This window comes from Paradesulfitobacterium aromaticivorans (assembly GCF_054657415.1).
Genome location: NZ_BAAHYT010000004.1, coordinates 123179 through 142892, shown reverse-complemented (window position 1 = coordinate 142892; position 19714 = coordinate 123179). Strand labels below are relative to the sequence as shown.

The window sequence follows — 19714 nt, the reverse complement described above, 5'->3', positions numbered from 1 at the left end:
TCATATAAGTCTCAAAGAAAGTACTTTAGAAATTCAGTTTATAGAGCATCGAACAGGCTCAGCTGATCCGGTCCTTTTTCAGCCAGGATCTGTCTCACCCAAATCTCTGTGAGACCGTATTTACGCGCGAGTTCCTTATGATTTGACCCGGTGAATTCCTTCTTGATCCGTTCATCCCGTACTTTGCGGATGGCAGCATCCAGCTTTGGCAGATAGACAGCCGTTCCCTGAAACTTGTCTGCAATCTTCAGAGCATTTCTTAGTCCGACCATGATGCTGATTTCGCGGTATGGTTCAGGGAGATCCTCCGGTTTTAGATCTGAGATCCAGTCATCATGGGACATACATAAGTTCACCACCTTTATACCCTACTTGACTGAGCATTGTCAACCGTTGTTTTTTCGAGAAGCTTCTTAAGACCCTCGATGACCCGCCAGGATTGGGCCGGTGTCAGCCATTCAAGCTTATCGACCCCGGCATATTTCTTCACAAACCCCTGAAGGCGCTTTTCATTGTCACTCCAGCCCAATTCTTTGGCCAGTTGCTTCATCTTCCAGATCTGCTTTTTACTTGCTCGTGTCGCTTTGGGCTCTATGCTTTTTGCCTTTTCTTTATGTGTCAAGGCCTCCATGGCGTCAATGACCTTGATCGCCTGCTGCACCGACAGTCCCGAAAGGCTGTGTTCCTTGGTTACATTGTAGGCAAACTCATGAACCAGATCCTTATCCATATCCAATTCTCTTGCCATGGCCCAGATCTTAGCGATCTGCGGCTTGGTAATCTTAGCCACAAGACCCCCTCTTTTCTGTTATGATGAGAAATGAGACAGCGGGCAGTTTGTTGGTACCTCCTCGGAAGGGAGGTGATAATATGCCCAAGGTAAAAGGCTCTGGCAAGAAGCCCCAATCTTCTTCCCAGCAAGTGTGTTCCGTTTGCGGACAGGAAACTGTCCAGGTTAAACTAGACGGAACCAGACGCTTGGACGGTTCCTGGCGCTTAGGCGACAGGGAATGTCCAGGCCTGGGCTTAATGAAGTAGCTCTCGTTTTTTTGCCCGCTGTCTCAATATTAACTTTACTTGATCGTCAAGGCCACCCAGGTGCTGTGTTCCCGGCTGAGCACTGCCACATGATGGCTGCCCACAAGCTTCAAGCTATATCTGCCGTCATCCTGCCGCCTGGTCGTGTGCTTGTTGAGGCTTTGGTGCAACCATTTCCTCTGTGCCTGGGGGGAAGCGCGCCCAACTCGTTCGCCGTATCGCTCGATAAAATGATTCGTAAGTACAACCACCGATCCCACCACCCTTCCAAGCAGGATCATTTTACGGTAGCCAACCCCAGGCTTCGGCAGCAATGAAAATCCCAATGAGATACCCAAGCGCTACTCCGGCAAAGAGGTAGGAGAACGCTTCTCCGGCTTTGCTCTTTCTCATAGTAACTTCTCCCGGTTGACCTCATACCAAAACGCATCTTCGACCTTTTTCCCCGCTCCGACAGAAGCAATCACTTCATCCGGATAGCCCCGGAGAACGTCCTTGTCGACCGACTCCTTTACAATAATACAGTCGTTCATGTTCTTGGCCCTTAAAGCGCTAATCACTGCTTTTGCATTCTTGATGAGAATTTTTGTGCTTTGCCTAAAACCCACGGACCCGAAATTAAGATTCATGGTCTTGCCCTTAATCTCTGCCCGGTTTTCCTCGACAAAACCTTTGATCTCAACAGAAAGCTTCTCAATCTTGTCCTTCAGGGGCTTGGCCTTCAGTTCAGCGTCCAGCTTGATATCCTGGATCTGTTCGTTCATCTTGGCCTCGATCCCCTCGATCGCCATCTCCAGCTCTCCCATTTCCTTGAGGTTTAGGTTCACATCGTCCCAGGTTTGAAGAGGGGACATGTTTTCAATCCTGACTCTTGCCAAATTTATCCCTCCTTAGCGTAATTATGAATCCCAAGCAGTGCTGTCAAGTGCTAACTCTTGGCTCTTGGCCGTTTGATCTTGCTCGTATTTCATGCCGCATTCATTGCAGCTGTGGCGCAGCGACTCTGTAACAAGAAATATGGCCTCAGCCCTGCTCATCGCGTCCTCTTTGTACCCATTGAGAGCAGCCAGCAGCGCGTCTGAAAACTTGAGCATCCTCATCCCTCCCGAATAGCGTTCTGGTTCTCATCTAATTTTTTCGCGACCAGCATTCCGCTTTTTGCATCCCAGACGCAAGATACCCGGCAAGGAATAGGAGTGCCCTGTTTTATGAGTTCTCGTACAATAGCTGTCGCTGACACATAGACCGCCTTGGTCGATTTGTTTTTCTCGTCCTTGGCCACAAAGCCTTCCGGCTCTTTTTTAATTGCCAGATAGGCTTTATTAATGCCTATCTTCACGCTGTCGCCCGGCTCGATCCCCGCGCTGGCGGCGGCGGTGTGCGAGATTCTTAGGCGGGTCTTACTGATTTGAACAAACATTTCGTTCTTAGTCCCGCGCCCGCGAACCTCTTCGCCGTACCACTCGAAAGCAGCTTCCTGCCAATAGGTGGTTACTTCGCTCGAAGGGCCGGTTGCCCGCAAGTCTTTCGGTACCGGGCTTCGATGGACTGATGTCCTATTCATCCCTTTTTACCCCCTTTCGTATGGCTCCTCATTCAGGCATCGGGTGCCAACCCGTGCAAGGGGGGGCGGGGACTGAATTGTCCCCGCTTAACATTCCCTTATTTAGCTCTTGTTTAGAATCCTTTTGACTTCCTGGATAAGTTCATCCTTGCTCATTTTGGTGTATCCTTTGACTTTGTTCTTCTTACAAGCATTTCTCAAATGCGTTATAGGCCAATCTTCCAACCTGCCCATGCTAAGTACGATTGGCTTTTCCAAGGTAACCACTCTTTTCAGAGATCCAGCGTCGGTTTGACCGCTTTTTCATATAGATCCATGACCTTGTACTCCGATTCACCGTTGTTTCTCTTTTCTTCGATGAACTTCTTAATCTCCATGGAGATCTTCAGTAACTTTAAGACTCCCATTTGTTCAAGAGAGATTTTTTCTTTAATCTCGAAACTGGGTCTCATAAAACCAAGAGCATGGTAAAGGTGCATGATATCCGAATAACCACTGAAGTTCTCAAACTCCGCAAGGACTTCTTTGGCAAATTTGCCTCGATTAAGTTTTGGCTTAACGGGAGGTAAGAGACCTCTTGCTCTCATTTTTTCCCGAGACTCTTTATTAAACTTCTTTTGAGCGTTGCTGAGCTTTTTATAACCCTTCTTTGCGGCCATGAGTTACTTACCATTAACGAAGTCAATAACGGCCTGAGCGGTCTTGTCGGCATCACTGCCGGTCAGGAGCTTAAAGAGGGGAATGGTGTAGCCCTCGACAACATAGTCCTTCGCGCTGTAGCCTACTCCATACACTTTGCGGACCGCTTTGACCGTCTCCAATGTGAGATCCTGCAGCATGATAGCCGGTGCCTTCAAATGCGTCTGCAGGCGAGGCACAATACTACCTTCCGGATAGCCGATATAGACAATTAAGGATTCAAACATTCTCTCAACCTCCAAATTAGACGAATTGTTTTCCCGGTAATTCACTCCGAAATACTCACAAATCCCCTTGGCATGGGCAACGGCAATCCGCTGCCTAAAGCCCGCATCTGCCAGAAGCCTGGCATCTGAAGCATCGTCGATAAACCCATTTTCAGTCAAAACAGCTGGCATGTTCGTATGAAGGAGAACATAGTACCTTGTGAATTTAACCCCTCGGTTCGTCCATTGGCATGCGGAAATGAGGTTTTTTAGCATCAGCTGCGCAGCGACATAAGCCTTACCCCCTGGAAGGGCATACACTTCTGAACCAGTTCCACCCCCGGCATTAACATGGATGGACACAAAAAGCTCGACTCCTGCGTTGTTGGCGATATTGCACCGGCTTTGGAGTGACTGGGTTAAGGTGTTATGCGGCCCGTTAACCACTGAGCCATCCCTGGTCATAACAACCTCAAACCCATTCTTTTCAAGCAAAGGCTTGAGCCGCTGAGCAATATCCAGTGTAAGGTCTTGCTCAAGGAGCCCATGTCCTTGGGCCCCGGTATCTGCCCCTGTCCCATTATGTCCAGGGTCGATACAAACTCTTGGCATTGGTTTTCCCCCTTTCGTATGGCTCCTCATCAGGCTCCGGCTGCCAGGCCGGGCAAGGGGAGGGAACCTCTGAAACTAGGTTCCCTTGAAGGTTGTCACCAAGTCCATGTCGAATAGGTTAGATACCACTCAAGCCCATTTTCGCCAGGGAGGAGGTGAGAACTTTGGATAAACTGGATTTTGATAAGATTTACAGAGAAACGTTAGCGGAAGTTGAACCAGTTCTGTTTCGTAAAATCCAATTGTTCAGCCAAGATATACTCAATAAACCTTATCCGGATTTAATTCCTAAAGATCAAATAATTGGCATCGTTGAAGACTACGTCCTTTTCACAGTTAGGACTATATTGTCAGAGTCGGTTAGGGCAACGTCACTGATGCTTCAGAGGTATCATGATAAAGAGTGATTTTCCCATCAGCTAATCTCGTTGGAACTGTTCCAAATGCTCTTCGACCTTTTGATTGAATGCTTCAAGATAATCTTTGAAGACCGTCCTGGGAACAAACCCGTTGTAATCATCAATCATTTGCTTGAGTAACTCGCATTCTTCATTGGCTTGTTTCCACTCGGTTTCAAAGCCTTTTTTGGGTTCGGTCAATAAGTAGTTTTTTGAATAGCAGAGAAAATTGTGACAGGCCCAGTCGTAATATTTTTGCAATACCTCCAATTTTGTCATGCCCTCATCCCCCCTTTCGTGGCTCCTCATCAGACACCGGCTGCCAAGCCGGGCAAGGGAGAAGGGGCCATGTGGCCCCGAGTTCTTATGCATTGAAGCTCAGCACGATTTGCCCAAGTTCCTCGACCAATTCCTCGGTGATCGTCTCTCCTTGCGTCACTTCCAGCAACCTACCCAGTCCTTTAACAAGCTGCCGGATTCCCCGTTTCAATGCGATATTGACTAGAAGTTCAGCTGCTCGTGGTGTGCAATTAATGCCATCTAAGAAGCGAATTGCTTCCTCTTTTGTTAGGCCGGAGAGCCTTTGGAAGTAACCGATTCGATCACGAATCCGGGCCATTTCCGGTCTGTCTTCCGCGAAGGAAAGAATCCTTTCAGCAAGATTTTGATTGCCACAGAGCACAACCCCGATATTTTGCGTCTTGTCGTATATGGCCCTAAGCGTTTCGAATACCTTTGGTCCTCTCAGGAGATCGGCCTCATCATAGACCAGGAGGATGGATCTCCTTTTCAACTCTTTAACAATTCGTCTCATAAGAACTGCCGAAGTACCTTTGATCTCAAGATTCAGAGCTTCCGCCGTGTCCACCAAAATACTCTTGATAGTGCTCGTCTCATCACAGGTAATGATCTCCATAGGCATACTGCCCATATTACGCAGATTTTCAAGCGCATAACTCTTGCCGGTACCGGGCTTACCGATGATCATGCCGAACTCACAGTTTTCATAGCTCTTGCGACAGATTCCCCATACCCGTGCCATGTCTTCCGTTTTGATCATTCCGATTTGCCCCAGGCCTTTCTTGGCCTCGACGTGCGGCATCGGAGGAAACGGATAGGTTCCGGCGGGCGTTTCAACAGCTGCCGCAACTTCCAATGTCGCGTTACCATCTTGCCACTTGCCCATTTTTATGAGATAATTTCTTACGAGAGTTTCAAGCCCTGCGCTAGCCTTATACTTGCCGTTAATGTATAGGCTAACAACACTGTGGGATTTGCCGATGGCCTTGGCAACCTCACCCACAAGAGTTCCCTCCTCCCGGATTAACCGGTGTAGGAGGGTTCTTTCGTTTGACCAATCCGGGGCGGGAGTTACATAATCCTGAACCTCTGAGATCTCGCTTAAATTCTTTGACATCATTTTTCCTCCTTACTTCTTAACGGTTTCCAGCCTCACGCATAAACTCATCAAACCGGCCGGTTTTGGCTTTTTGTCCCTTCGGCCTTGCGGCAGATGCCGAAGAATTAGCCTTCTTGGACACATCCTCCATGCCCGTGATTAATCGAATCCCATTGGATTCGGCCGAGTTGCCCGTGATCATCACCGGGCCGCTTTCATGGCGTTCCGCAATAAATGATTCGAGAGTAGAGTCATGGTACCCGCGCAGCCGTTCCTTAACTTCTTTCCTGCGGCTGGCGCGCTTCTTAAGGAATTTCTGGATGTCATCTTTGGTGGCATCCCAGTCCATAAGCTCTTTATTAACTGCCGTGAAAAGGTACTTACCGGTTTTCGGATTGAAAACAAGCAGCTCCCCGATCCGGTTCGGATCGAACCGGATAACCACGGTTTGACCGCTGTACTTCTCCAGATCCGGGTGACTATACCAGCGGCGGCGATGCTTAGCCCCAAAGCGTTGAATTCCCATGGTCATGACTTTAGCTTTCTCCACATCCATCAGGCAGATATCCAGCGTTCTTTCATCCGGGAGGCCTTCTCTAATCTTGGGTGTCATCTCATACTTCTGAAGCGGGGGCATGCCCAGGCTGCCATGCACTGTGTTGTGGTAAATATTGATAAAGATCTCTAGCAGCAACATCGCTTCTTCAAGGTCTACAAGCTCCTCGCGCTCGGCCATTGTTTGCTCGTCAAGTCCTTCGGGGCGGTGCTTATTGTCACTGCCGCAATAACCCGGTATGTAGCGCGAGAACTGATCGGTGAGCGTCCCATACCACCGTTCCTGATGGCCTTTAGCCCAAGGGCTGTACTTGGTGCAGAATTTCGTTTCTATATTAAGAAGTTCACTTGTACTCCGAACTTCTTTGGAGTATTCCCAGTCCTTCGACTTAAGCCCCTTCCGGACTTGAGCTTTGTAATCTTCTCCATTATCGATATAAAGCTGCTTTGGAAGGCCGTAGATCGGAATCGCTTTGCCCGTGTTTTCTTGAATCGTCACTTCATCCCAAGCCAGACTGGAAATCGCTGTGGCCATCGCTTTGCTGATGCCGCCGCTCCAGCTCGTGAGTCTCTTTGGGAGAATCCCATGTCGCAATGCAAGGGCAATCGTTCTGCCGTTAGCCTGGATGCTCAGCGTATAGCCAACTATGGTTCTTGTCGTTACATCCATCCAGGTCGTTAGCCATGGTCGCACTGCCCGACCCTTGTAGTTAATGAAGAAGTCTATACGGTGATGGTCGCCCTCCCAGACCTGATTGACAAACTCCGGCTCTTTTCTCCCGGCCTTTTCCATAAAGCGTTTGCTGTACTCCTCTTCCCCTTCACGCGCCAGGCACACAAGGTCCGGCTCTGTCTCCTTGAGTACGTCAATCACACGATAAACTGTAGCCCGACTAGGAATCTCTATCCCGCTCTTCTTGCAGAAGGCTTCAACCCTCCGGAAAATATGGGATACTTTCGGTTTGTTCGGCTGAAGGAACTCCGCGCGGGCTAACCGTTCAACCTCTTCCGGAACAACTCTTCTCACTGTACCCACCCCAAGTCTTGGTAAACGTCTCATTAAACCGGTCATGCCGCATTCCTGATATTGTCCCAGCCGCCGGTATAAGGTTTCCAAGGATATGCCGTGCCTCAAGGCAATCGTCTCAGCCTTCTCCGTCTTACCGGGCACATCGCCAAGTTCGAGGTATTCCATGACCGGCTTTGCCTTTTCCTCGGCTTCACTCAACAACTGTTCAAACTTCTCAGTTCCAACCAGTGCCTTGATCTCTGCCAAGTTGACCGGTTCCCGTTTCGACTTTTCATCAGTAACCAGAAACGCACTCGGCATTTTGCTTTCCACTGCTGTCTCTTCCGAGACTTCGATGTTCTGTTTACCTTCGTACCAACGCCGTCTTGCTAAGGTGGACAAGGAAGACAGGGCAATCATGAATCCCTGGCCACCGCCACCGCACCCGCTATTCATCTTTTCTTTTTTTGTCGTCCATTCCCCACAAGCCGCTTTTTTGTAAGCAGCCTGTCTGGATATGCCCTCTAATTTTGCGACCTGGCTAGTGGTCAGCCAGACTTCATTTCTTTCCGCCATAAGTTGCACAGCTTCGTTTCACCACCTGTATTTTCAAGGATTTTTAGGTCTTACCGTCGAATTATTCAAGAAATTGAACCTAGTTTAAGGAAGGGATGATTTTATGTGTGAGACAATCTTGTCCGGTCAAGAAGCTTACGAAATCTTAACGAGATCCATTATCCAAGTTACTTCGAGGTCTATGCACCGTGCTATGGATAACTATGCTCTAATAATATTCCCGGATAAAGTTGATACAGAGCGCTTGGCCTGCATGGATCAAGTCGAAGGTTTTATAAGCTCTCTTAGTGATAAGACCGCTTTACATCAGGTTCGGACATCGCTGTCCAAGCAGCCGGTACAAGTTCAATTTTTCTTTTTTGAGCGTTATCTAGTTATCGCATCCGGTTTGAACCTTGGCAAAGATAGTCTTTTCAAACTTCCTAACCAAGAGCTTCCTTTGCTCGTACATACCATGACTCAAACACCTTATTCCATTGAGACTGCTTCGAAGGTTCTAAAGATGTATCAGCGTGGATTGTTTCCCCAACCTTTTTGAGTTCTTTGTTAGTGATCCGCGCCAGATCATTCAAGGTAATGACCCTCTGTGTATTTGTCATTAAAACTCCTCCTTGTGATTTTTTGATATCAGCGGGATAACGACAATTCTCACATTCTGCCGTCCCCATAGGACCGCTTCTTGCTCCGTCTCCATAAACAAGTCAATGATCTGGCCCTTAATCGCGCCGCCGGTATCTTCGGCCTTGCCCCAGCCATAGCCTTCGACCCAGATCGTTGACCCCAGTGGAATCACCTTGGGATCGACTGCAATCGTTCCCCGGTGTGGCCATATTTCCGTATAGGTCTTTTGGCCGGTATGGGTGTAAGCCGTCGCTTGAATGATCATCTCTCTTTTAGGTGGTTCTGCCGCGCCCCTACTAATCTGTGTTGGACGTTTCTGCTCGATAGCTTGAGTGGTCAGCACCGGTTCAGGTTGAGCCATTACAACTTCGCGAGCTGTCGGCAGGTGCGAGATCAGCCCAGATATGAGCACCATCAGTGCCACCAGTTTCTTCAACTGATCAACTCCTTCCGAATTAAGCCGACTGCTTGAATCCCAAGGCTTCCTCAATCCGGATTCTGTACTCGCTGGCAACACGTTTCCCGTAAAGTATCTCGCTGAATCGGTTTTCCGGGATCTCATTTTGTTCACAAAATTCCTTTTGGGTTAAGCCTAGATCCAACAGGCACTTCTTGACTTCCACCCCAAAAGGTGTCAGTCGTTCTGACTTCACTGATACACCTCCTTACATTGTTATTCGACAGCTTTTCCCTCTGGCAAGCTTGGACAACTCACGTTACAATGTGGGTGGGGAAAAATTTCCCACACTCTTATTATAATCGTAACTCAGATTAATTTCAAGCGTAACTCAGATTAATAAACGTAAATAAGATAAGTCTTGAAGGGAGGTGTTTAATTATTAGTAAGGAGTTCGATATACCTAAAATTGTAGAGAGAATTAAATCTCTCAGAGAACAAAACACCCTTTCCCAGGCTAAGTTTGCAGCTTTAATTGGATCATCACAGGGTAATGTGGGCGACTGGGAAAGGGGGAGATCGCTACCTAGTATTACAGCTTTAATAGCAATCGTAAAACAGTTTAATGTAAGTGCTGATTGGGTACTATTCGGTGATGATGCTAATCGGAAAAACGATAATCTGGTTTCTGATGAATACCTCGCCCGGTCAAAGGAAAACCTGAGCGAGAATGACAAAAAGTTACTTGAGGATTTTATTGATTTTCTAATGTACAGGCGTGTCAAAGAGGAGGCGGCGACTTACGAAGCACTACCACAAGAATTATTAATGGTTGCCGATGAGCAGGCTACTTACACCGATGAAAATTACATACCTTTACTTGGCACTTCGGCAGCAGGCAAGCCTATTTTGATTAATGAGGTCTTAGAGGGTTACGTGCCTGTTGGCAAAAAGATTTCCGGACAGAAAGCTTTCGCAGTTCGCGCTAAAGGAGACAGTATGGAGGAGGCGGGGATCGACGATGGAGATATCGTTGTAATTAAGCACCAGCCGATCGTGGATCGCGGCGAGATCGCCCTCTTTCGAATCAATGAAGAAACTACTATTAAGTACTTTTCTCCGAAGGGCAAGGAGATACAACTACTACCAGCAAACTCTATCTACCGGCCTATAAACGTTAGTCCAAAAGACACTTTTGCAATAATAGGAAAGGTCGTTCAGGTGATTAAAAAAGAAGAGGCAGAGGAAAAGCTCCGCCACTTCTACGAAGAATAGACCTTTTATTTTAGGCCTTAATGGGAATTTATTCCCACTTTAGCGCGATCCGAGCCGGTTGGAATTCACCGGTTCTTTCTTTGCATATTATGCATATTTATTCATAAACCGTATATAAACATCCAATTTCTTGGTTTACAACCTCCCTCCAATGCAAATTGTCTAACAATTTTAGAAAACCCTGAACCCCTTGCGCCATAAAGGTTTGCGGCCTGGTTTACAAGTTTACAAGTTTACAACCTCTTGGTTTACAACCTCAGCCCCGAAAAACGGCACAAAAAGAGGCGTTATTGGCAACTTTTTCTTATGCCGTTAACGCCTTGTTAATCTCTCTAACGCCTGATGTAACAGGCTTTCTCATTCTCCGTTACTAATTATAACGCCCGCGCGAGCCGGTTTTTCTTCGACCGCCCGATCGTCTTCAAAAATTCTCCGCGGATGTGTTTTCCTTCAAATTCGTCTCATTTGTTTTGACAAAAAGAATTCTTCTAAATAACTCGAATCCCTTGGTGTGTAAGTGTTTCCCGCCCATTCCTATGTTTTCCCGGTTTTTCTCGTTTTGTCATTTAATTTGAGAAACCACAGATGAGATATGTATCAAAGCCGGAAAATGAACTTGACAGTTTTAATGAGGAGCTATTCAAAACGTTTGTGGAGGAGATTGACGTTATTTCACAGACAGAAATAGCCTTCAAGCTGAAGTGCGGCTTGACGCTTAAAGAAAGGCTGGTGAGATGAGTGGGACATATTCCCTACGGCTATGTAATTGTAAACGGTAAAGCGGTTATTCAGGAAGATGATGCCAAAAAGGTGCGAGAGCTTTTTAAGGCTTATCTATCTGGCCTTTCCTTAACTGATTCAGCAAAAAAAGCCGGTATCAATCGCTATCATGGCTCTATTTCTAAAATGCTGACGGACAAAAGATATGTGTTTGACCCGTATTATCCGGTGATCATCGAAAAAGAGTGGTACGAAAAGGTACAAATTGAGAAACGCAACAGAACAGAAAAGCTTGGACGTATAAAGGAAAGAACGGACGAAAAACCAACGTTCCTAAAACAAAGGTTTGCTATGCCTATGCCGAAGGCTTTGTATGACGATCCCTTCAGACAAGCTGAATATGCTTACAGTCTAATTGAAAGTGAGGTACTATCAGATGGAAAGCAAGAGTGTAACAGTTATTCCGGCAAGAAAACGAGTTGGTAACTCCAAAAATCCAGAACAAAAGCGGAAATTGAGAGTTGCCGCTTATTGCCGCGTATCAACAGATACTGAAGAACAAGCTTCCAGTTATGAGGTGCAAATTGAACACTATACAGGTTTCATTAAAAGCAATGCCGAATGGGAGCTTGCAGGGATTTTTGCTGACGACGGAATCAGCGGAACCAACACGAAAAAGCGTGAAGAATTCAACCGCATGATTGAGGAGTGTATGGCCGGTAATATTGATATGGTTATTACCAAGTCGATCAGCCGGTTTGCACGAAACACCTTAGACTGTCTGAAATACATAAGACAGCTCAAAGAAAAGAACATTCCCGTTTACTTCGAGAAAGAGAATATCAACACCATGGATTCAAAGGGCGAGGTGCTTTTGACCATCATGGCAAGCTTGGCACAGCAGGAAAGTCAATCGCTCAGTCAGAACGTCAAGCTCGGCATCCAGTATCGGTATCAGCAGGGGCAGCTCCATGTCAATCACAGCCGCTTTCTTGGCTACACCAAGGATGAAAAGGGGCAGCTTGTTATTGTGCCCGAAGAGGCGGAGATAATAAAGCGCATCTACCGCGAGTATCTGGAAGGCAGTAGCATGTTGCAGATCTCGCGGGGCTTAGAGGCCGACGGTATTCTTACAGGAGCAGGAAATCCGAGCTGGCATACCAGCACAGTTAATAAAATTCTAAGAAACGAAAAGTATATCGGGGATGCCTTGCTGCAAAAGACTTATACGGTCGATTTCTTGACCAAGAAGCGCGTGCTCAATACCGGAATCGTGCCGCAGTATTACGTGGAAAACAACCACGAGCCTATAATCCCGCGTGAAATTTTCATGCAGGTTCAGGAGGAACTGATACGAAGGCGGTGTGTTCATCAGAGCAAAAATGGAACCAAGAGAAGCTATAGTAACAATCATCCCTTTGCTCAAATGGTGTTTTGCGGTTACTGTGGCGAGGTTTTTCGCAGAGTGCACTGGAATAACAGAGGCAAGAAATCCATCGTATGGAGATGTGTTAGCCGATTGGAGAACACTGGTTTATTCTGTGACGCCTCTACCTTACCTGAGGAGGTGCTGAAAGAGAAAACCGTTGAAGCAATCAATATCATCATTGAGGGCAAAGACGGCTATATTGCCACGCTTCAGAAAAATATTGAAACCGTACTCAGCGAGGAATTTGATCAGAATACAGACGGCATCGACAAGAGACTTGAAGAACTCCAAAATCAGCTGCTGCAGCTTGCCAGCACAAAAACGGCATATGATGATGTTGTTAATGAGATTTATCAACTGCGAGATTTGAAACAAGACGCGCTGAACAGGAACGCCGCTCGTCAGGCGAAACGGCAGCGTAGCGCGGAACTGGCTGCTTTCCTCGAAGAGCAGTGCAGCGAACCTATTGAGTTTGATGAGAAGCTGAATAAAAGACTGATTGAGAAGATCACTGCTTATGACGATAGGCTGGTTGTGGAATTCAAGTCAGGCTTGGAAATTGAAGTGAGTCTTTAATATAGGGTATATCGTTAAGGCTGCCACTTAAGAAACGATTACTTAAGCGGCGGTCTTTCTTTGTCTATGTGTTGACTTTGGGTATTCGAATGACTAAAATTATATTAACAACGTTGTTGATATTATTGTCAATAAGGAGCGAATAACATGTTCGATGTCAACGAGCTATTAGAAGAAGCTATTAAAGAAACGGAAAACCTAACCGATGGAGAAGTATTTCTTGTTAAGGATCTGTTCAAGGGCTATGTGTGGAACAGAATACCCAGAAAAGACCGGCTCCTGCTTGGAACGTTGTTTTTAAATCATATAAACAAGGTGGATGGTAGTCTGAAGGCCATTGAAAAGACTTCCTCCAATCAACAAAGATATAAAAAGATGGGTAAATAGGTTTTAGCAATTGTAAGGAGGGGTGGTCGTTGACTTTAATATGTAGCTTATTTGGTCATAAGTGGAGAAATCGTACTTGTACTCGCTGTGGCAAAGAACAGACTGTACAATCGAAAGATATTGAAATAAAAGAAATAGAGACTGAGGACATATTGCCTACCGGAAGGACATTTGAAGAGCAGGTTAAGCATGATCTTCAAAATGTTATTGAAAGTGAAAAACGTTCTATAAATCCAAAATTTCATAGAACGGAAAGAGAAGAAGATTTGTCTTTTAATTTCTCTCAAAAGTGGGCTTCTGCCATCCAAAAATACGAAGATGACATATATAGTGAGACGGCAAAAGTCGGAACGCTGAATAGTGTTGATGATAATATAGAGCAGTGCCATAAGGCTATTGCTGCTTTCGAAGCGTTTAGGAATTACTGCTATAAAAAGAGTAAAGGCGGTCAAATCTATTTTGATGATATGTGGGAGCACTGCCATAATTCTAAAAATCATTGCTTTAGCTACATTCAAAGCACAAAGGATTACCTTAACGAACTGACAGAAAACTACGATGCTTACAAGGTTCGGTTCGAAAAAGAGAGCCAGCTTGATAAGATTTTATTAGATATTATTAGTAACGATAATGGTATTTCACAGCGTAAGCTTTACCCACTAATCCCTGAGGTGCCGCAAGCTTCGATACGTAAGGCTGTAGATGAGCTTGTGAAAGCTGGAAAGGTTATAAAAGAAAAGAAAGGCAGCAGTTATACATTGTGGCTTGCTGAGGGTGAGGCAAATTGACGGATAAGATCAGCAATTCACATATAGAAGCACTAAGGGAACAATTCAAGAAATACCTCAATGACAATTATGAGCACCTGAAAGATAAAAGCGTGATTTATAGTGATGCCTTCTATCCTTATCGCCACGACATTGGCATGGATTTCTGGGATGTATTTATTGATGAATATTCACTGAGAAAAGCACGTGAACTATTAGAAATCAAGTTCACTAATGAGCAATCCCATAAGAACCCTAAAAGAGATTCTTATGGATATATGCGTACATTCAAAATATTTAAGGATTTTCTCCACAGTACCTATGGAAGTGTGGGCAGCTACATAGAATTTGCTCAAGCAAACCAACCTGGCGAGATTGAATATATAACTATTCATAAGGGTTCTACAACTACGCACAAGAAGAAAGCTCCAAGACCGGACGTTCCGCGACCAAGTTGTGAGGAAGTGGCTAAATATTTAATGTCATGGGATCAATTGGAAAACTATGCATTACAGGAAAGCGCCTTAGATAAACTTTTTTACCGGACATATCCCCGCAATAAAGATATCGATGAAGTTCTTATAAAAGTTTCTGCCTTGAATGATTTTTACAGCACAAATATATTCTCCCCTTTTAAAGTGGCAAGGCACATCATCAATTTAGACATAGATGACAGGCTGATGGCGGGGGATGTAACTTTAGTAAATGATATTGCCAAAGTCAATATGGATAATGGGACGGCGAAGAATTTCTATTCTTTCGCAACAAAATACTGTAGCCATCATAAGCCTTTGGACTTTCCTATCTACGACAGTTATGTAGATAGGCTTCTTCGCTATTTCAGGGATGTTGATGGATTTTATAGATTTAGCAATGATGATTTGAAGGATTACATTAAGTTCAAAAACATTTTGCTGGAATTCGGCAAGTTCTATGATCTTGCTACCTATAACCTGAAAGACATAGATAAGTACCTATGGCAGCTTGGAAAAGAAAAATTCCCTAAAAAGTATTAAGTGATCATTAGGATGAAAGGGATGATAGATATTGGCTCTAATAGAATCTTTGATGAGGGCTGTAATAAACTTTTATAAAGCTCACGACAGAAATGCTCCCGTAGAAATCGAGAGAGTGAAAGAGCACGACAGTGAAGAAATGTTGATGGACAGACTAGAAAGAGCGATTTTTGACTCGTGTGATGAAAAATGCAAGTCAAATCCATCAAGGTATGCAATATGGGGAGAAGATATCCGTAGTCTGAGTATTTCTGCAAAAGAAGCAATGAAAAGCGGGAACATTGAACAAGCGGAAAAATTAATGAATCAAGTTATTAATAGTATGGGCGCGTTTATAGACGCTCAGTTGATACTCAGCGACTTGCGTGGAAAATTCAGCTTTGTAAAATCTGAGGATATTATTAAATCCTATGTAACCAGCTTACAAGAAAACAACGAGGTAACAGATACTGAAAAGGATGATTTTATTGACCGTATGAAAGAGATAATGAACAGTATCAAGTAAAGCTGCTGATTAAGGAAGGAGCCATTCATCATGCAACCAGTAACAGCGAATGCATTTGAAATTAAATATATATCAGGGGCATTGATGAGCACTGAAGAGTTTGGCGTGTGTACAACCTTTGTTTCTGCGAAAGGCATCATACGCACGACTTTTGAACGGAATACCAAGTACAGCGATATTTTTGGTATGGATGATAATCATTTTGTGCCCGTAAAAGTAATCTATGAGTATAGATTGAAAGATAGTATCTTAGCAGGCTTATTTGAAGAATATGATTTACTTGCGTTAAAACCCTGCGAATTCGATGAACGCGCTTGTGACGGTGGAAGCTGGCAGATGAAAATCTATACAAATGGTGTGAATCGTAAATTTAATGGGTTTATGGCACCAGAGCCATTTGGGGAGGAATTGGCTGATAAAATTCGGAAGCTCATTCCTTATCAAATAGAGTCAATGCTATTTTAGGGGGTGCAGTATGGGAAGTAGTTTCGGGATTTGTTGTAAGGAATGTGATTACTCAAAAAATATCCAAATTGGTATTGGCATGAGGTATAGCCCCCACAATCTTATGGACTTCGATTCTGATTTTGCGATCCTTTCATCACTTATTCGATCCAAAAAGACAGTGGCGCATATTAGAAAGTTGCTCGAGGAAGAGAATGCTGTTATTGCCGACGGATATGGCCACGATACCTATCGTTGTCCTAAATGTGGTGAGTTCTATGGTCGCTTTTTCATTCACCTAGATTATAATGGTGGCAACTTCGAGGTGGATTATAAATGCACAAAATGCAGAACGGTTCTTCAAAGGGTTAACTGCGATTTCACGAAAAGCTTTGATTCAGAAGAAAAAACTACAAACCTTGAAAGCTTCCCCTGCCCTAAATGCGGGAAACACAGCTTGTATGTGAATACTGTAAATCGAATTATGTGGGATTGAGGAAATGCAAAAGTGTAGTGGTTGATTTTGGCAATAAGGGTTAAGAGTTAAATAAAAAATAATAATCAAAAAAAGGTAGTAACTTATGTTTAATCAAACTAAAAATCGTTTTTCAACGGCTGTTAGGGTAATCATCATATTTGGCATTATAAGTATGATGGGTGATGTAGTCTATGAGACTGCAAGAAGCGCCAACAGCCAGTATTTAAATTTACTAAGTATCAGTGCTGCTCAAGTCGGTCTTGTCTTTGGAATTGGCGAGTTCCTTGGATATTTTCTTAGGCTCATCGCAGGAGTTTTATCTGACAAGAGCGGTAGACACTGGATTTTTATGTTCCTGGGCTATGGCATGTTGTTGGTTGTGCCGCTGATGGGATATACCAGGAACTGGAATATTCTTATTGTGCTGATTTTGATGGAGCGAATCGGAAAAGCGCTTCGAAGTCCTGCTAAAGATTCAATTCTTTCAGGTGTTGCAGAAAATCAAGTCGGAGTTGGATTTGCCTTTGGTCTTCAAGAAGCTTTGGATCAGATTGGTGCATTTATCGGCCCGCTTATTTTCACAATGGTGTTTTATTTTACTGGGAAGAACGGAATTGCAGAGTACCAGTTAGGGTACAAAACACTTTTTGTTCCATTTGTCGTGCTGATGTTGTTTTTAATATATGCCTACAACAGGATTAAACGCGAAAATCTTATACCTGCTGTTGTAAAAAAAGAGTTTCAATCAGAGCATCTTAAACCGATATTTTGGATCTATACAGCATTTACCTTTTTCTGCACGTTGGGTTTTGTCAATTTCAGTACAATAGGCTACCATTTAAAAGCAAATCATTTAATGTCAGACGGGAATATAACCTTGCTGTATTCGGCAGCCATGATTGTGGATGCTGTCACAGCACTGTTTGTCGGCAAAGCTTATGACCGGTTGAAAATTAAGACAGGCATGAAGACTGGAGGTCTTCTGGTCTTGATGGCGATTCCATTCATCACATTGCTGCTGCCGTTTTTAACATTGAGCAATTCGACAGTGTTAATTGTTATTGGAATGATTGTTTTTGGCGTAGTCATAGGAGTTCATGAAACGGTTATGCGTTCTGCAATCGCAGACATAACACCGTTCAATAAGCGAGGCACAGGGTATGGCGTGTTTAATACCTGCTATGGCTTGGCTTTGCTTGGCGGTGCTGCATTGATGGGATTGCTGTACGATAAAAGTATGATAGGAAGCATTATTGCTTTTACTTGTGCTGTAGAATTAATCGCAATTCTTCTATATTTCAAAATGAATAATATGGTCAAGAATAGCCATCAAGTAAGAAATTGATAAAAAATTTAATTGAACGAATTGAAAGGAAGAATGAAAAGTATATGAAAGCCTATCAGATAAAAATCGAATTGATTGACTCTAAACCTTTGATTTGGAGAAGGGTGCTAATCCCGGCGGATGTTACATTTAAACGTCTTCATGATACGATTCAGTTTTCTATGGACTGGTGGGATTACCATCTTTATGAATTTGAATTCCCGCAAGACAAGCTTCGAATTACAAACGATGAAGAAGCCTACGAAGAATTCAAATTTTACTCTGCCAAATACAAAAATAAGAAACCGTCTAAAAAAGAAGACCCACATGGCACTATTGCCGGGATAATTGAAACAACAGTAAGACAGCCGCAGACAGTCAAAATCGACAAATACTTGGAAAAATACAAAAGCTTTGAATATATCTATGACTTTGGAGATTATTGGCGTCACAGAATCGTGCTTGAAAAAGTAATAGATGATTATGAATTTGGCTATCCGCAGATTCTTGAGGGCGAAGGTGCTTGCCCGCCGGAAGATGTTGGCGGACTTGGCGGTTATGAAGAATTCCTTGAAGCCTGGAATGATCCTAAACATCCGGAACATGAAGCCATGCGCCAGTGGGGAGAAAGCCAGCATTATCGGGAGTTTGATATTAGCTTCAGGAATAACCTGCTTAAGACTTGTTTGAGAATCAAGAAAGTTAAATAGTGGAAGGAGTCCGATTATGATTAAAAATATCAATACATGCAGTTGCGGATGCAACTCACAAAATATAGAACAAACCAAGGGAAATTGCCCTGTTTGTAATAACAAAGGTGAAGCTGTAAGCAAAGTTACCGTTGAGCATTTGGTGACAGATGAAAACCGAAATGCAGTTGAGGGAGATCAATACAGGATTTGCATGAATGAAGACTGTGATGTTGTCTATTACAACACAGGCAATGGAGTAAAATTCTTAAAGGATCAAGTCAAAGTTCCTATCTGGTTTAAGAAAAATGCAAATCCTAAGTATGCTTGCTATTGTAGTAAAGTCACAGAAGAACAGGTAATTGAAGCTGTGGTTAAGCATGGAGCGAGAACTGTACAAGAAGTAAATGCTATAACCGGCGCAATGAAGAATTCTAACTGCAAAGAGAATAATCCGATGGGTGTTTGCTGCCACAAAATCATTATGGAAGCTATTAACAAAGCTTTGACTGTAAGATAATTTTCAAGGAATATATCGGCAATTATAAAGATAAACCTGCGATGTCATACTTAGATTCATGGACTTCAATGGCTGTGGCTTTAAGGTGGTAAACATGGCACCCAACATTTTATATCGATACTATGGAATCGAGTTTTCGGATTATAGCGCCATAGATATCGCGCCGGATGTGCACACGATGCGGGTGTTTCAAAGACTTGGCCTGACACCTTTTGTGGCAGATCAGGAGATTGCACGCATCTATACAATTTGCAAAGCAAGAGAGCTTAATCCGGAGTTTCCGGGAATCGCCGATGGCTTGCGCTGGGAGGTTGGAAAGTACTCTTGTAATCCCAGTAAACCTAAATGCGGAGATTGCCCTTTTAGCAGTTTCTGTGAACGAAAGATTGTTTGAGCCGATGTTTGGGGTTAATATGCATTGACTTGTCTCCCAAATACCAACATTTAACAGTATATCATTTTGCGAAAACGCTTTAATATCAACGAAAATCCGATTGACGTATCCCCAAA

General features: G+C 44.1%; 30 protein-coding genes. 16 read left to right on the top strand and 14 right to left on the bottom strand.

The features are described 5' to 3' along the window. Positions 1-38: 38 nt before the first annotated feature. Together ACYQ2N_RS01365 and ACYQ2N_RS01360 are read right to left on the bottom strand one after the other, a co-directional pair. Positions 39-344, bottom strand: a complete 306-nt coding sequence (locus ACYQ2N_RS01365; protein WP_459997086.1) for a Mor transcription activator family protein — start codon at positions 342-344, stop codon at positions 39-41. Positions 345-361: 17 nt separating this feature from the next. Then, positions 362-790, bottom strand: coding sequence for a regulatory protein GemA (locus ACYQ2N_RS01360; protein ID WP_459997084.1), 429 nt, complete (start codon positions 788-790; stop codon positions 362-364). Between the two features lie 80 nt (positions 791-870). Between ACYQ2N_RS01360 and ACYQ2N_RS01355 the strand changes: the two genes are divergently transcribed. Further along, positions 871-1038 carry a hypothetical protein gene (locus ACYQ2N_RS01355; RefSeq protein WP_459997082.1) on the top strand — a complete coding sequence of 56 codons (168 nt, stop codon included), beginning with the start codon at positions 871-873 and terminating at the stop codon, positions 1036-1038. A gap of 35 nt (positions 1039-1073) precedes the next feature. Here ACYQ2N_RS01355 and ACYQ2N_RS01350 read toward each other — a convergent pair whose 3' ends face one another. The 6 genes from ACYQ2N_RS01350 to ACYQ2N_RS01325 all read right to left on the bottom strand — a co-directional run bounded on the left by ACYQ2N_RS01350 (position 1074) and on the right by ACYQ2N_RS01325 (position 4119). Next, positions 1074-1289, bottom strand: a complete 216-nt coding sequence (locus ACYQ2N_RS01350; RefSeq protein ID WP_459997080.1) for a hypothetical protein — start codon at positions 1287-1289, stop codon at positions 1074-1076. 138 nt (positions 1290-1427) lie between these two features. After that, on the bottom strand, positions 1428-1916 hold the full coding sequence (locus ACYQ2N_RS01345) for a host-nuclease inhibitor Gam family protein (RefSeq protein WP_459997078.1): 489 nt from the start codon (positions 1914-1916) through the stop codon (positions 1428-1430). Between the two features lie 21 nt (positions 1917-1937). Continuing rightward, positions 1938-2132, bottom strand: a complete 195-nt coding sequence (locus ACYQ2N_RS01340) for a hypothetical protein (protein ID WP_459997076.1) — start codon at positions 2130-2132, stop codon at positions 1938-1940. Between the two features lie 2 nt (positions 2133-2134). After that, positions 2135-2602 (bottom strand): hypothetical protein, encoded by a 468-nt coding sequence (locus tag ACYQ2N_RS01335; protein WP_459997074.1) that lies wholly within the window; start codon positions 2600-2602, stop codon positions 2135-2137. Positions 2603-2874: 272 nt separating this feature from the next. Beyond that, complete coding sequence (locus tag ACYQ2N_RS01330) at positions 2875-3189, bottom strand: addiction module toxin RelE (protein ID WP_459997072.1); 315 nt, start codon at positions 3187-3189, stop codon at positions 2875-2877. Positions 3190-3264: 75 nt separating this feature from the next. Further along, positions 3265-4119: an N-acetylmuramoyl-L-alanine amidase gene (locus ACYQ2N_RS01325; RefSeq protein ID WP_459997070.1), complete on the bottom strand. Its 855-nt coding sequence runs from the start codon at positions 4117-4119 to the stop codon at positions 3265-3267. A gap of 164 nt (positions 4120-4283) precedes the next feature. Here ACYQ2N_RS01325 and ACYQ2N_RS01320 point away from each other — a divergent pair, with 164 nt between their 5' ends. Beyond that, positions 4284-4526 (top strand): hypothetical protein, encoded by a 243-nt coding sequence (locus tag ACYQ2N_RS01320; protein ID WP_459997068.1) that lies wholly within the window; start codon positions 4284-4286, stop codon positions 4524-4526. 12 nt (positions 4527-4538) lie between these two features. Here ACYQ2N_RS01320 and ACYQ2N_RS01315 read toward each other — a convergent pair whose 3' ends face one another. The 6 genes from ACYQ2N_RS01315 to ACYQ2N_RS01290 all read right to left on the bottom strand — a co-directional run bounded on the left by ACYQ2N_RS01315 (position 4539) and on the right by ACYQ2N_RS01290 (position 9330). After that, the gene (locus ACYQ2N_RS01315) at positions 4539-4796 is read right to left on the bottom strand and encodes a hypothetical protein (protein WP_459997066.1); all 258 of its coding nucleotides are present in this window, start codon (positions 4794-4796) and stop codon (positions 4539-4541) included. 85 nt (positions 4797-4881) lie between these two features. After that, positions 4882-5934, bottom strand: coding sequence for an AAA family ATPase (locus tag ACYQ2N_RS01310; RefSeq protein ID WP_459997064.1), 1053 nt, complete (start codon positions 5932-5934; stop codon positions 4882-4884). A gap of 19 nt (positions 5935-5953) precedes the next feature. Further along, positions 5954-8056, bottom strand: coding sequence for a transposase (locus ACYQ2N_RS01305; protein ID WP_459997062.1), 2103 nt, complete (start codon positions 8054-8056; stop codon positions 5954-5956). Positions 8057-8478: 422 nt separating this feature from the next. Continuing rightward, a complete protein-coding gene (locus ACYQ2N_RS01300) occupies positions 8479-8655 on the bottom strand; it encodes a hypothetical protein (protein ID WP_459997060.1) in 177 nt (58 codons plus the stop codon). Continuing rightward, positions 8655-9092, bottom strand: coding sequence for a 3D domain-containing protein (locus ACYQ2N_RS01295; protein ID WP_459997059.1), 438 nt, complete (start codon positions 9090-9092; stop codon positions 8655-8657). The genes ACYQ2N_RS01300 and ACYQ2N_RS01295 overlap by 1 nt, the downstream gene beginning before the upstream one ends. Before the next feature lie 40 nt (positions 9093-9132). Next, positions 9133-9330 (bottom strand): Rha family transcriptional regulator, encoded by a 198-nt coding sequence (locus tag ACYQ2N_RS01290; protein WP_459997057.1) that lies wholly within the window; start codon positions 9328-9330, stop codon positions 9133-9135. Between the two features lie 143 nt (positions 9331-9473). On the opposite strand from ACYQ2N_RS01290, the gene ACYQ2N_RS01285 reads away from it, so the two are divergent. The 14 genes from ACYQ2N_RS01285 (at position 9474) to ACYQ2N_RS01220 (ending at position 19598) form a co-directional block, all read left to right on the top strand. Then, on the top strand, positions 9474-10349 hold the full coding sequence (locus ACYQ2N_RS01285) for a helix-turn-helix domain-containing protein (RefSeq protein ID WP_459997288.1): 876 nt from the start codon (positions 9474-9476) through the stop codon (positions 10347-10349). A 585-nt stretch (positions 10350-10934) separates the two neighbouring features. Next, entirely contained in the window at positions 10935-11087 is a 153-nt protein-coding gene (locus tag ACYQ2N_RS01280) for a hypothetical protein (RefSeq protein ID WP_459997055.1), read from the top strand. After that, positions 11088-11555, top strand: coding sequence for a serine integrase family protein (locus tag ACYQ2N_RS01275; RefSeq protein WP_459997053.1), 468 nt, complete (start codon positions 11088-11090; stop codon positions 11553-11555). Continuing rightward, positions 11506-13074: a recombinase family protein gene (locus tag ACYQ2N_RS01270; protein ID WP_459997051.1), complete on the top strand. Its 1569-nt coding sequence runs from the start codon at positions 11506-11508 to the stop codon at positions 13072-13074. Before ACYQ2N_RS01275 ends, ACYQ2N_RS01270 begins: the two co-directional genes overlap by 50 nt. 147 nt (positions 13075-13221) lie before the next feature. Next, a complete protein-coding gene (locus ACYQ2N_RS01265) occupies positions 13222-13461 on the top strand; it encodes a single-stranded DNA-binding protein (RefSeq protein ID WP_025434893.1) in 240 nt (79 codons plus the stop codon). 29 nt (positions 13462-13490) lie between these two features. Further along, positions 13491-14249 carry a DUF1660 family phage protein gene (locus ACYQ2N_RS01260; protein WP_459997048.1) on the top strand — a complete coding sequence of 253 codons (759 nt, stop codon included), beginning with the start codon at positions 13491-13493 and terminating at the stop codon, positions 14247-14249. Beyond that, a complete protein-coding gene (locus ACYQ2N_RS01255) occupies positions 14246-15244 on the top strand; it encodes a hypothetical protein (protein WP_459997046.1) in 999 nt (332 codons plus the stop codon). The genes ACYQ2N_RS01260 and ACYQ2N_RS01255 overlap by 4 nt, the downstream gene beginning before the upstream one ends. Before the next feature lie 31 nt (positions 15245-15275). After that, entirely contained in the window at positions 15276-15749 is a 474-nt protein-coding gene (locus ACYQ2N_RS01250; protein ID WP_459997044.1) for a hypothetical protein, read from the top strand. A gap of 30 nt (positions 15750-15779) precedes the next feature. After that, the gene (locus tag ACYQ2N_RS01245; protein WP_459997041.1) at positions 15780-16214 is read left to right on the top strand and encodes a hypothetical protein; all 435 of its coding nucleotides are present in this window, start codon (positions 15780-15782) and stop codon (positions 16212-16214) included. Positions 16215-16224: 10 nt separating this feature from the next. Continuing rightward, the gene (locus tag ACYQ2N_RS01240; protein WP_459997039.1) at positions 16225-16689 is read left to right on the top strand and encodes a hypothetical protein; all 465 of its coding nucleotides are present in this window, start codon (positions 16225-16227) and stop codon (positions 16687-16689) included. 85 nt (positions 16690-16774) lie between these two features. Then, entirely contained in the window at positions 16775-18016 is a 1242-nt protein-coding gene (locus tag ACYQ2N_RS01235; protein WP_459997037.1) for an MFS transporter, read from the top strand. A 44-nt stretch (positions 18017-18060) separates the two neighbouring features. Beyond that, the gene (locus ACYQ2N_RS01230; RefSeq protein ID WP_459997035.1) at positions 18061-18705 is read left to right on the top strand and encodes a plasmid pRiA4b ORF-3 family protein; all 645 of its coding nucleotides are present in this window, start codon (positions 18061-18063) and stop codon (positions 18703-18705) included. 16 nt (positions 18706-18721) lie between these two features. Next, the gene (locus ACYQ2N_RS01225; protein WP_038601647.1) at positions 18722-19204 is read left to right on the top strand and encodes a Csac_0668 family 2Fe-2S cluster-binding (seleno)protein; all 483 of its coding nucleotides are present in this window, start codon (positions 18722-18724) and stop codon (positions 19202-19204) included. Positions 19205-19298: 94 nt separating this feature from the next. After that, positions 19299-19598: a hypothetical protein gene (locus ACYQ2N_RS01220; RefSeq protein WP_459997032.1), complete on the top strand. Its 300-nt coding sequence runs from the start codon at positions 19299-19301 to the stop codon at positions 19596-19598. Positions 19599-19714 lie beyond the last annotated feature (116 nt).